The organism is Methanoculleus sp., from assembly GCF_035363275.1.
Classification (GTDB): Archaea; Halobacteriota; Methanomicrobia; order Methanomicrobiales; family Methanoculleaceae; genus Methanoculleus.
This window is the reverse complement of the sequence record NZ_DAOSET010000063.1, coordinates 1-11,051: the sequence shown is the minus strand read 5'-3', so window position 1 is coordinate 11,051 and position 11,051 is coordinate 1. Positions and strand designations below refer to the sequence as shown.

At 65.9% G+C, this 11,051-nt stretch carries 12 protein-coding genes and 1 tRNA gene; 11 read left to right on the top strand and 2 right to left on the bottom strand.

What is annotated here, in order from left to right:
* The 10 genes from argH to PLN84_RS11310 all read left to right on the top strand — a co-directional run.
* Positions 1 to 1,032: argininosuccinate lyase (gene argH / locus PLN84_RS11355; RefSeq protein ID WP_348532081.1), on the top strand; the 1,032-nt coding region annotated here is incomplete at its 5' end.
* On the top strand, positions 1,029 to 2,261 hold the full coding sequence (gene gatD / locus PLN84_RS11350; RefSeq protein ID WP_348532082.1) for a Glu-tRNA(Gln) amidotransferase subunit GatD: 1,233 nt from the start codon (positions 1,029 to 1,031) through the stop codon (positions 2,259 to 2,261). The genes argH and gatD, both read left to right, overlap by 4 nt.
* Entirely contained in the window at positions 2,261 to 4,117 is a 1,857-nt protein-coding gene (gene gatE / locus PLN84_RS11345) for a Glu-tRNA(Gln) amidotransferase subunit GatE (protein WP_292385252.1), read from the top strand. Before gatD ends, gatE begins: the two co-directional genes overlap by 1 nt.
* Positions 4,118 to 4,219: 102 nt before the next feature.
* Positions 4,220 to 4,528: a DUF5350 domain-containing protein gene (locus tag PLN84_RS11340; protein ID WP_292384852.1), complete on the top strand. Its 309-nt coding sequence runs from the start codon at positions 4,220 to 4,222 to the stop codon at positions 4,526 to 4,528.
* A 55-nt stretch (positions 4,529 to 4,583) separates the two neighbouring features.
* Positions 4,584 to 4,940 carry a hypothetical protein gene (locus PLN84_RS11335; protein WP_292384851.1) on the top strand — a complete coding sequence of 119 codons (357 nt, stop codon included), beginning with the start codon at positions 4,584 to 4,586 and terminating at the stop codon, positions 4,938 to 4,940.
* On the top strand, positions 4,927 to 5,454 hold the full coding sequence (locus PLN84_RS11330) for a nitroreductase family protein (RefSeq protein ID WP_292384849.1): 528 nt from the start codon (positions 4,927 to 4,929) through the stop codon (positions 5,452 to 5,454). The genes PLN84_RS11335 and PLN84_RS11330 overlap by 14 nt, the downstream gene beginning before the upstream one ends.
* 16 nt (positions 5,455 to 5,470) lie before the next feature.
* Complete coding sequence (locus PLN84_RS11325) at positions 5,471 to 5,809, top strand: DUF555 domain-containing protein (protein WP_292384848.1); 339 nt, start codon at positions 5,471 to 5,473, stop codon at positions 5,807 to 5,809.
* Entirely contained in the window at positions 5,806 to 6,696 is an 891-nt protein-coding gene (locus PLN84_RS11320) for a carbohydrate kinase family protein (RefSeq protein WP_292384846.1), read from the top strand. Before PLN84_RS11325 ends, PLN84_RS11320 begins: the two co-directional genes overlap by 4 nt.
* Before the next feature lie 83 nt (positions 6,697 to 6,779).
* Positions 6,780 to 8,519: a DUF2070 family protein gene (locus tag PLN84_RS11315; RefSeq protein WP_292384844.1), complete on the top strand. Its 1,740-nt coding sequence runs from the start codon at positions 6,780 to 6,782 to the stop codon at positions 8,517 to 8,519.
* 63 nt (positions 8,520 to 8,582) lie between these two features.
* On the top strand, positions 8,583 to 9,761 hold the full coding sequence (locus PLN84_RS11310; protein WP_292384842.1) for a PLP-dependent aminotransferase family protein: 1,179 nt from the start codon (positions 8,583 to 8,585) through the stop codon (positions 9,759 to 9,761).
* A gap of 6 nt (positions 9,762 to 9,767) precedes the next feature.
* On the opposite strand, the gene PLN84_RS11305 is transcribed toward PLN84_RS11310, so the two are convergent.
* Both PLN84_RS11305 and PLN84_RS11300 read right to left on the bottom strand, forming a co-directional pair.
* A complete protein-coding gene (locus PLN84_RS11305; RefSeq protein ID WP_292384841.1) occupies positions 9,768 to 10,418 on the bottom strand; it encodes a hypothetical protein in 651 nt (216 codons plus the stop codon).
* An 80-nt stretch (positions 10,419 to 10,498) separates the two neighbouring features.
* The gene (locus tag PLN84_RS11300; RefSeq protein WP_292384839.1) at positions 10,499 to 10,810 is read right to left on the bottom strand and encodes a hypothetical protein; all 312 of its coding nucleotides are present in this window, start codon (positions 10,808 to 10,810) and stop codon (positions 10,499 to 10,501) included.
* A gap of 147 nt (positions 10,811 to 10,957) precedes the next feature.
* Between PLN84_RS11300 and PLN84_RS11295 the strand changes: the two genes are divergently transcribed.
* Positions 10,958 to 11,042: transfer RNA gene (locus PLN84_RS11295), tRNA-Leu, on the top strand.
* The last annotated feature ends 9 nt before the right edge of the window (positions 11,043 to 11,051 follow it).

Sequence of the window (11,051 nt, the reverse complement as noted above, 5' to 3'; positions counted from 1 at the left end):
GAGACGGTGATGCCGGGCTTCACCCACCTCCAGCACGCCCAGCCCACGACGCTGGCCCACTACCTCCTCGCCTACGAGCAGGCCTTCTCCCGGGATGTCTCCCGGCTCCGGGAAGCCTACGCCCGGGTGGACGTATCCCCCCTCGGTTCGGCGGCGTTCGCCTCGACGGGCTTCCCCCTGGACCGCGCCTACACGGCGGCCCTCCTCGGCTTTGCCCGCCCGGCGCCTAACAGCATGGACGCGGTCGCCGCCCGGGACTTCGCGATCGAGGTGCTTTCCGGCACCAGCATCTGCATGACGACGGCGAGCCGGTTCTGCGAGGAACTGGTCATCTGGAGCACCGCGTTCGTCGGGTTCGTCCAGCTCGACGACGCCTACTGCTCCTCGTCCTCGATCATGCCCCAGAAGAAGAACCCCGACGTCGCGGAGATCATGCGTGCGAAGGCCGGGTCGGTGGCCGGGGAACTCACCGCGGCGATCACGATCGTGAAAGGCCTCCCCATGAGTTACAACCGCGACCTCCAGGAACTGACCCCGCACCTCTGGCGGGGTGTGGAGGCCGCCCGGCAGAGCATCCCCCTCCTTGCCGGCATGATCGCCACCGCGACCTTCCGGACGGAGCGGATGGCCGCCGAGGCGGGGCGGGGGTTCTCCACCGCGACGGAGCTTGCCGACGTCCTCGTCCGGGAATACGGACTTGCCTTCCGGACCGCCCACCGTATCGTCGGCCGGGCGGTCAGGCACGGGTCGCTTGACCTTTCCACCGTCGAGGCCGCGGCACGGGAGGCCGCCGGCCTCTCGGTCGTGGACCTGGGCCTGACTGAGGCAAAGATCACCTCCGTCCTCGACCCGGTTCACGCCGTCGCCGTGCGGAGCATCATCGGCGGCCCGGCACCCGCCGCGGTCGCGGTCCAGCTCGCGGAGCAGAGGGACCTCCTCGCCCGCGACGCTGCATGGGCCGAAGAGACCGATACGGCATTATCGAGCGCGTTTGAACACCTTATCAATGAATCACGGAGGCTGGTAGCATAACCGAGATACCTGAGACCGGAGACCGTGTGCGGTACGCAAACGGCGGGACCGCCCTCACCGGCACCTACATCACCGAACGGGACGGGATGGCCGTCGTCAAGCTGGACAACGGCTACAACATCGGGACGTCCCCCGAGAAGATAGAACTCGTCGGGCGGGCGGCCCCGCAGCCGCCGGCAGGCGCCGGGGTCGTCGTCCAGAACTCCGACCTTCCGGATCTTGCAATCATATCCACCGGCGGGACGATCGCAAGCAGGGTGGACTACCGGACGGGAGCGGTGATGAGCCAGTTCTCGGCAAGCGACATCCTGCGGGCGATCCCCGAACTCGGAGATATCGCCCGCTACCGCGACCGGCAGGTCGCAAGCATCCTCTCGGAGAACATGCGCCCGGACCTCTGGCAGAAGCTTGTCCGGGCGATCTATGACGAGATCCAGGCCGGCGTCGCCGGGGTGATCGTCACCCACGGCACCGACACGATGGCCTACTCGGCGGCGGCGGTCCGGTTCATGCTCAGGACGCCGGTGCCGGTCGTCTTCGTCGGGTCGCAGCGGTCCGCCGACCGGCCGAGTTCCGACAACGCCATGAACGCCCTCTGCAGCGCCGCCGTCGCCGCCGGCGACCTTGGGGAGGTGGCGGTCGTGATGCACGCAACGACGAACGACGACCGCTGCGCCATCCACCGGGCGACGAGAGTCCGGAAGATGCACACCTCCCGGCGGGACGCCTTCCAGAGCATGGGGATGGAGCCGCTCGGCTACGTCGACTACCCCTCGCTCTCCGTCAGCCTCTCGGCCGAGGCGGTCAGGCGGGGGACGGAAGAGCCGGCCCTCCACGACGCGCTCGAGGAGCGTTGCGGCCTCCTCCACTTCTACCCCGGTATGCCCGCCGCGGTCCTCGACGCCTACGAGGGCTATAAGGGCCTGGTCATCTCGGGGACCGGCCTCGGCCACGTGGCAACGGAGTGGATTGCCCCGCTCGGTGAGATGATCGAGGGCGGGACGACCGTCGTCATGACCTCGCAGTGCCTCCACGGCCGGGTCTGCGACCGGGTCTACAACACCGGAAGAGACCTTCTTGCCGCCGGCGTCATCGAGGGCGAGGACATGCTCCCCGAGGCGGCGCTCGTCAAACTGATGTGGGTGCTCGGGAACGAACCGGACCCCGAACGGGCGAGGAGACTGATGCAGACCGACCTTGCGGGCGAGATCCGGCGGAGGTCGATATGATGGATTACCAGAAACTCGGCCTGAAGGCCGGCATCGAGATCCACCAGCAGCTCGACACCGCCGAGAAACTCTTCTGCCGGTGCCCCACCGTCCTCCGGGATACCGCCGACCGGACGGACGAATTCCACCGCTACCTCCGGGCGACGGAGAGCGAGCTTGGAGAGATCGACCGGGCGGCGCGGGAAGAGATGCGGCTCGTCCGGAAGTTCTGCTACTACACCTACGACACGGTCTGCCTGGTGGAGCACGACGAAGAGCCCCCGACCCCGATGAACCCCGAGGCCCTCGACGTCTGCCTCACGATCGCGAAGATGCTCGGGATGACCCCAATCAAGCAGGTCCACACGATGCGCAAACTCGTCATCGACGGCTCGAACACCAGCGGGTTCCAGCGGACGGCGCTTGTCGCGCTCTCCGGCGCCCTCCCCGACGGCTGCCGGATCGAGACGATCTGTCTGGAGGAGGAGGCGGCCCAGCGCGTGGAGAACGAGACCTTCTCCCTCGACCGCCTGGGAATCCCGCTCGTCGAGATCACGACCGCCCCCGACATGCACACCCCCGAGGCCGTCGGCGAGGTTGCCGAGTACATCGGGATGGTCCTCCGCTCGACCGGCCGGGTGAAACGCGGCCTCGGCACGATCCGGCAGGATGTCAACATCTCGATCGCGGGCGGCGCCCGGGTGGAGATCAAGGGCGTCCAGGAACTCGCCCTCATCGCCGAGGTGGTCCGCCGCGAGGTCGAGCGGCAGACGAACCTCCTTGCCATCCGTGACGAACTCCGCGAGAGGGGCGCCACGGTCGACCACACCGTCGTCGACGTCACGGCCCTCTTCGCCGAGACGAAGTCCGCTATCTTGAAGAAGGCAAAAGCCATCCTGGCCGTCCGGCTCTGCGGGTTCGCCGGCCTCGTCGGGCGGGAGATCCAGCCCGGCAGGCGGCTCGGGAGCGAGATGTCGGACTACGCGAAGAAGTGCGGCGTCGGCGGGATCTTCCACACCGACGAGCTCCCCGCCTACGGCGTCACCGCAGACGAGGTGGACCGCCTGCGCTCGTTTGTCGGTGCGGAGGAGAACGACTGCGTCGTCATCGTGGCGGCAGGGCGCGATCGTGCCGGCTGCGCGACCGAGCAGGTGATGATCCGTGCGGAGATGGCGCTGTCGGGAGTACCTGAAGAGACCCGGAAGATGCTCGAAGAGGGGAGCACGGCCTACATGCGCCCGCTCCCCGGCGCCGCCCGGATGTACCCCGAGACCGACGTCTTCTCGGTCGCAATCGGTGCCGACCGCTGGAACGCGATCGCCGTCCCCGAACTCCTCACCGACCGGGCGGCCCGGTTCGTCCGGGAGTTCGGGCTCGACGAGGCGCTGGCGCGGCAGGTTGCGTTCTCAGAGCGGCTGCCGACGTTTGAAGCGGCGGTCGCCGCCGGCGTCCGCCCCACCCTCGCGGCAAGGACGCTCCTTGCCACCTGCCGGGAACTCGCCCGCGACGGCGTCGCTGTCGACCGGGTGACCGAAGAAGAGATCCTTGCCCTCCTCTCGGCCGTCGAGGCCGGCCGGGCGGCAAAGGAGGCGATCCCGGATCTCCTCATCGAGCTCGCACGGACCGCCGGGAGCCCTGGAACGCCCGGCGAGCGGGTGGATGCTGCCATCGCAAAGATGGCCCCCGCCGTCTCGATGGCCGACGTGGAAGCGATCGTGCGCCGGATTGTAGCCGAGCGGGAGGCGTTCGCCCGCGAGAAGGGCATGGGCGCGCTCGGTCCCCTGATGGGGGTCGTGATGCAGGAGGTCCGGGGGAGCGTGGACGGGAAGGTCATCAGCGAGATCCTCCGGCGCGAACTCAACGATCTGCTCTCGTGATCTCCGGCACAATCGCGTTCACCCCGGATCCGGGCCGGTCCCGGCCGGACTCCGGGTTACTTTTATCAGCGGGTCTGCTCATAACTGTAAAGGAGTTCTATCATGGGAAAGACAGGCAGTGTTCAGTGGGCCCAGGTCAAGGGCGTGAAGGGACAGATACGGCTCGTCCCTGCAAGTGAAGGCGAAGTAAAGAAACCCGGCCCGAACCAGCGGTTCAAGGCAGCGGCGGATATCCAGAAGCGGGCGAGCAGGGAAGGGCAGGACTCCCGGCGTGGCGGCCGGGGCGGTCGCGGCGGTCGCGGCGGTCGCGGTGGCCGGGGAGGAGGCACTCCCACGATGGATGTGCGGGTACGCCGGTGCATACGCCGCGCCAAGGTCTCGGCTCTCGGAACCAAGCAGAAATCGAGATAAGCCGTTCTCTCCTCTCCTTCAATAGTTTTTATACTAGCGAGTTCCAGTATGTGGTATGGATCTCAAAACCGCCATCAAGACCTATCAGTTCGCCGAACGGGCGAAATCCGAACTGATTGTCGGGTCACAGCTGACGATAGCCCTGATCCAGTTTCCGCTCCCGGAGAAACCCGGCGGAAAGCGGATGCTTGTGATGGTGCTCGAGTCTATCCGCTCGGAGCTTGAGTTTGCGTACGGCAGTACCGAACTTGTTGAGTTTAAGAAGGCTATCGATCACCTCAACGAGGCGATCAGCCTGACCGAGAGTATGGAACTGGGCGCCGCGTCGGAGCGGATGAGCAGGGCCGTCAGCGCCGTCACGACCGCAGCCCAGGCGGCATGGGAGACGCTCAGCAAACATGAACTCATCTGATTTCCTCCGTTTCTTAAAAGGACGGTCGTCGGTCCGCGAATACTCCGGCGAGCCGCTCGACCGGGAGGAGATCGAGTATATCCTTGTCTCCGCGAGCACGGCGCCGAGCGCCGGCAACCGCGAGGCATGGGACGTCGTTGTCGTCACCGATGAGGATGTCAAGATAGAACTTGCGCTCGCGGCCCTTGAGCAGGTGCATGTCCGGGAAGCGCCGGCGATCTTTGTTGTCTGTGCGAACTACGTCCGGTCCATGTCGCACTATGGGGAACGGGGGATCCTCTACGCGATCGAGGACGCCACGATCGCCTGCACGTATATGATGCTCGCCGCACACGCCCGGACCCTCCACTCGTGCTGGACAGGGGCGTTCAACGAAGATGAGGTCCGCGAAGTTCTCGGCCTCCCGCAGCACATCCGCCCCATCGCGCTTCTTGCGGTCGGCAGGGGAACGCCGCCGCTCGAGCCTATGAAGCGGATGCCGGTGGAAGAGCACGTGCATCGTGAGACCTGGTAGGTTATTCGGAGAGATTATGCCGGATTATTTGGTTACGCTCGAATCAGCGTGGATACTAAAGGACGTCAAGTCCATGGACGACGCCGTGAGCATCGCGATCAGCGAGGCGGGGAAACGACTCAACCCCTCGGCGAAGTTTGTGGAGATCGAGGCCGGGATGAGCGCCTGCCCCTTCTGCGAGGGGGATCTTGACACAGCTCTTGTGGTGGCGAACACCGCCCTTGTCGGTCTCGTGCTCCAGATGAAGGTCTTCCGTGCGGAGTCCGGTGAACACGCGGCCAGGATAGCGAAGTCGGTCGTCGGGAAGGCGTTGCGCGACGTCCCACTGAAGGTCCAGGAGGTGGAGGAACTGTGATAGCTGTCGTCGGGCATACCGCCATCGACCACCTCTTCCGGGTGCCGAAACTTCCCGGACGGCACAACTCGACCTATATCAACGGTCACTCGGTCTACTTTGGTGGCGGAGCGGCGAATATCGCGGCCGGGATTGCGACCCTCGGTGAGCGGTGCCGGCTCGTCTCATCGGTCGGCGGCGACTTCCCGGGCAGCGACTACGACCTGTGGCTGCACAACCTTGAGATCGTGCAGGACTTCTCGATGGTCAAGGATGCCCGCACCGCGACCGCGTACGTCTTTACGGACGACGACGGCGACCAGGAGACCTTCTTTGAGTGGGGCGCGTCCGCTGCGTTCTCCCGGGCGGAGGCCCCTGCTCTCGACTTCGTCCACATGGCGACGGCCGACCCCGACTTCAACGTCAGGGTCGCCCAGAAGAGCAGGTTCGCCTCATTCGACCCGGGCCAGGACCTCATCCGCTATACCCCGGAGCAGCTCGAGATCATCCTCGCGAAGATCGATATCCTCTTCTCGAACAACCACGAGATGGACCGGATGTGCGATATGCTCGGGCTGGAGCGGGAAGCGCTCGTCGCGTCGGTCCCGATGGTGGTTACGACCCGGGGGGCGGAAGGAAGCGTCCTCTGCATGGACGGCGAGGAGCAGAACGTCCCGGCCGTCCGGGTAGAGGCTGTCGACCCCACCGGCGCCGGCGACGGTTACCGGGCCGGTTTCCTCGCTGCGTTCCGGAAGGGCTATGCCCCGCTTGACTGCTGTCGTGCAGGGGCGGTGGTCTCGTCTTTTGTCGTTGAAAGGATGGGCACCCAGACGAACCTCCCGGACTGGGACCGGATGATGGCCCGGTACCGGAAGGTCTTTGGCGAACCGGGGGAAATATTTACCTGAAAGATGCAATATAACGTGCGGTCTGTCGGCAGAAGACTGCCGGCTTCTGCCCACGGCCTGATAGCGGAACCCGGGGATACCTGATGGAATCCGGCCCTGATGTGCGTGTCGAACGGTTGACTCGCTACATCTTCTCCGCCCCATCCTGGCCGCGGTCGCTTGGGCTCATTGTCGTGCTCGGTTTCGTCATCGACGCCGCCACGTACCGGGCCGGGCACGAGTTCTTCCTGCTTGGCACGCTCGGCTTCTCGGTCCCGGCACTGGTCGCCTTCCTGCTGACCGTGCCGCTGGTGCGTGCATCCGGCCGGCAAATCACCTGCAATCGTTCGGCCCTCCTCGCCCTGGCCTGTACGGTTCTTGCGGTGATCCTGAGCCTCTCGCCGATTCTGGTCTTCGGCCGGGGACTCTTCCCAACGCTCTACGCGGTCGCTCTCGGTCTGGTCTTCGGCCTCCGGCTGCTGGTCCTCGTAGCCGTCGCCGACTACCGGATCACACGGATGGTCCTCCCCGCGTTCCTCCAGAGCGCGGCCGGGATAGCGGTCGGGGCCTGGTTCTTCACGCCCGGGTTCGTCCCGTACGCCCTCCTCCTCCAGGCGGTCTTCGGGATGGTCTTTGTTTTCCTGATCTGGCTCATCGAGCGGCCGTTACGAAGGGCGTTCCAGATCAGCGGGCTCAACTTCCTCAATACCTTCATCGCCCACCTGACGGACGGCTCGAAGAACATGGAGGACTTCTTCCGCGAGATCGGCGAGGAGGTCTACGTCCCGGAGGTCTCGCTCTTCTTCTCCCGCGATGCAGGGAAGAATGTCCTCTTCACGGTCCCGAACGTCCACCCCGGCCCGATGGGCGACGTCGGCGGCGGCAACCTCCCACGGATCCTCCACGACACGTTTCCTGAGGAGACGCTGGTCGCCCACGGGTGCGCCACCCACGACTTCAACCTGGTCTCGGAGAGTGAGATCCATAAGATCGCCTGCGCTGTGGAGGCGTCCCGGGAGGGGCTTACCTTCGCCGCCACCGCGAGCCGCCCGGTCCGGGTGGTCTCCGGTTCGGTCTCGATCCTCTGCCAGCGGTTCGGGAACGCCCTCCTGATGGTGAGCACCCGGTCCCCGGACCGGACGGAGGACCTCGATTACTCGATCGGCCTTGCGATCATGGCCGAAGGGCGGTGCGGCTTCTCCCACGTTGCGTTCGTCGACGCCCACAACTGCATGACCAGCGTGGGTTCCCCGGTCCTCCCGGCGACGAAGATCGCGACGGAGTACATCGCCGCCGCACGTGCGGGGTTCACCGCCGCGCGTGACCTCCCCCACGAGCCGCTTGCGATCGGGGTCTCCCACGTCCGGGTCCCGTTCACCCGCGAGCAGGGGTTCGGGTCGCTCGGGGTCCAGGTGCTGGCGACCGAGGTCGGCGGGAAGAAAGCGGCCTACGTCCTGATCGACGGGAACAACGTGGCGGAGGGTGTCCGGGAGCGCCTTCGCTCCGTGGTGCTCAGCCACGTCGACGAGGCCGAGATCATGACCACCGACACGCATACAGTGAACACCATCACCGGGAAGAACCCGGTCGGCTACATGGTGCCGGCAGAGGAGATCGTCCCGTATGTCGAGCAGGCGGTCACCGAAGCGATCGCCGACCTCTCGGAGGCACGAGTGGGGGCGGCAACGGCCTCGTGCGAGGGGATCGTCGTCTTCGGGTCGCAGCGGGTCTCGCAGCTGGCGAGCACCGTCAACGCGATGCTCGCGTTCATCGCCCCGATCAGTTTTATGATCCTCGTCCTCGCGTTCCTCCTCTCGGTCGTCGCCTATATCGCGCTCCAGTGAACTGCGCCGCCGGCCCGGAGAGACCCGGCACCTTTTCGTTCCCCGCGTCCCAACCTGATCATCATGAATTACCGGTTCTCTGGTCGGATGGGGCGGGTCCCGGAGTCGTTTCTTGCGGAGCTCTTCCGGGTCTCGGCGGTCCCCCGGGTGATATCGTTTGCCGGCGGCCTTCCGGGCTCGGCGTATATCGATGTTACGGGGATCCGGGACGCGGCCCGCGAGGTATTCGCAGAGGACGGGCGCAAAGCGCTCCAGTATACCACGACGGACGGCTACCTCCCCCTCCGGGAGTTCATCGCCGACCGTTATCGGAGAAGACTCGGCCTCCCGGCGACCCCTGAGGAGATCCAGATCGTCAACGGCTCCCAGCAGTGTCTGGACCTCGTCGCAAAGATCTTCCTGGATCCCGGGGACGCCGTCGGGATGGAGCGACCCGGCTACCTCGGCGCGATCGAGGCCTTCTCCCTCTACGAGCCTGTCGTTCATCCGGTCCCTCTCGAAGAGGACGGGCCGAATCTCGGGGCGTTTGAGTCGGTCGTCCGGAAGCATGTTCCGAAGTTCTTCTACGGCATCCCGAACTCACAGAACCCTTCGGGGACGACCTACTCCCAGGAGAAGCGGCGGGGTGTCGCGGAGGTCCTCGAGGGGACGGGGACGGTCTTTTACGAGGACGACGCCTTCGGGGAGCTCTTCTTTGACGGGCAGCCCCGGCCGCCGGTGAAGCGCTACCTCCCGGACCAGACGGTGATCTCGGGGTCGTTCTCAAAGATTGTCGCCCCCGGTATGCGGATAGGCTGGATATTCGCCCCGGTGCCGGTCCTGCGGGAGTTCAACGTCGCAAAGCAGGCGGCCGACCTCCACTCGAACTTCCTCTGCCAGGTGATTCTCCACCGCTACCTTGCAACGCACGACCTCGACGCCCACGTCCGAAAGATCTCGGCAGTCTACGGCAGGCACTGCCGGCTGATGTGCGATCTCCTCGACGACCTGATGCCGTCGGGGATGACTCATACCAACCCCGAAGGGGGGATGTTCATGACCGCGGCCCTCCCCTCCGGGGTCTCGTCGATGGAGGTCTTCCGCGAGGGCGTCAAAGAGGGCGTCGCGGTCCTCCCCGGAGTACCGTTCTACGTCAACGGCGGCGGGGAGGGGACGATCCGCCTGAACTTCTCGGCGGCGGGCGAGGAGGAGATCGCGGAGGGGATGCACCGGCTGGCGCGGGTGATGCGGCGGCTGGCCTGATCTCTCCTATATCAATCGCTTTTCTTTTCTTCCGGAATTTACCATGCTCCATGCCGCGAGCCAGCACCCGACTAGGACGAGCAGCCCGTGGGCAATGCGGACCGCCGGAGGCGTGAAGAACTGCGGGAGGAAGAGGGCGAAGCCGAGCGCGAGAGGGATCCCGCTCCACCGGGCAAGGACGCTCGACCGCCAGATCGCAGCCCCGAAGAGGACCGCGCCGGCCGCAAGGGCGAGGAGGCCTGCACCGAAGAACCAGACGCCCTCCCCGAACCGGATCGCGTCCGAGAGCGTGACGAGCAGGTCCACGCTGTTCTGCCGGAGCGCCTCCCGGCCCACGGCGGCGAGCGCGAAGGTCTCGGCCCCGTAGTAGGGGAGGGTCAGCCCGACGCCGGCCCAGGTCAGGACGAGGGCCATGATGCCCAACGATTCGGCCCTCGTTTCGCGGAGGCGGCTGTAGAGGCCGAGCAGGCCGGGCACGAGGAGGATGAACCCGACGATGGCAAGCGTGTGCGAGAGGAGCCAGGCGGGGGAGGCGAAGGCTTCGGCGCCGGCAAGAGAGGTCTCGTCGGTGTAGGGCCGGATCGCAGGATACGCGAGGAAGCAGGCGCCTGCAATCACGAGCGAGAGCGCCGCAAGAAGTGTTCTGGTCTCCGTCATCGGTCTATCTCGGTTTGCATCGATATCTGTTGCAACTGCCGTCGGGCGTTTCGCGGGCCGACGGCTGTCGTGAAGGTCGGTTATCCGGGCAGGCAGGGCCGGCCGGGGCTTGAGCGTCGCGCCACCTGCACGAGCATCAGCACCGCAGGCCGGTCGCCCACCGTCCCCGATCGGTGACCCCTGCGCCCCTGCTTGTCGGGCAGGACGAGGACGACGACGCGGCGGGCCGGGCCGCCGGGGCTCCCGATCCGCGACGGGGCCGCACCCTCCGATATGTTCGCGAATGCAAAGTTGCTCATCCGGCAGCGGTCCTGCCGGTTCACGCCGCCTTCGTCGGTCCAGATGTGCCGGTAGGGCATTTCGGGACTCTCCGGGTTACGGTTCGTCTCCATGGCAGCCTCCAACCTTCAGGCCTGGCCTCAAATACCTTGGGCCCGGGAGTCACCCTGGAGAACGGTTGCCGGATCGAGTTTTCCCCGGCGGCATGCGGGCGCTGGACTTAATACATGCGATGGAGAATAGATAATGGCACTTTTTGAGCGAGGGTAGCCAAGCCCGGCCAACGGCGCCGGACTTAAGATCCGGTCCCGCAGGGGTCCGTGGGTTCGAATCCCACCCCTCGCATTTTGAACT

Excerpts from the sequence above, each read along its gene's own strand:
- gatE (WP_292385252.1), top strand. The coding sequence starts at position 2,261 with ATGGATTACCAGAAACTCGGCCTGAAGGCCGGCATCGAGATCCACCAG.
- PLN84_RS11340 (WP_292384852.1), top strand. The coding sequence starts at position 4,220 with ATGGGAAAGACAGGCAGTGTTCAGTGGGCCCAGGTCAAGGGCGTGAAG.
- PLN84_RS11335 (WP_292384851.1), top strand. The coding sequence starts at position 4,584 with ATGGATCTCAAAACCGCCATCAAGACCTATCAGTTCGCCGAACGGGCG.
- PLN84_RS11330 (WP_292384849.1), top strand. The coding sequence starts at position 4,927 with ATGAACTCATCTGATTTCCTCCGTTTCTTAAAAGGACGGTCGTCGGTC.
- PLN84_RS11325 (WP_292384848.1), top strand. The coding sequence starts at position 5,471 with ATGCCGGATTATTTGGTTACGCTCGAATCAGCGTGGATACTAAAGGAC.
- PLN84_RS11315 (WP_292384844.1), top strand. The coding sequence starts at position 6,780 with ATGGAATCCGGCCCTGATGTGCGTGTCGAACGGTTGACTCGCTACATC.
- PLN84_RS11310 (WP_292384842.1), top strand. The coding sequence starts at position 8,583 with ATGAATTACCGGTTCTCTGGTCGGATGGGGCGGGTCCCGGAGTCGTTT.
- PLN84_RS11305 (WP_292384841.1), bottom strand. The coding sequence starts at position 10,418 with ATGACGGAGACCAGAACACTTCTTGCGGCGCTCTCGCTCGTGATTGCA.
- PLN84_RS11300 (WP_292384839.1), bottom strand. The coding sequence starts at position 10,810 with ATGGAGACGAACCGTAACCCGGAGAGTCCCGAAATGCCCTACCGGCAC.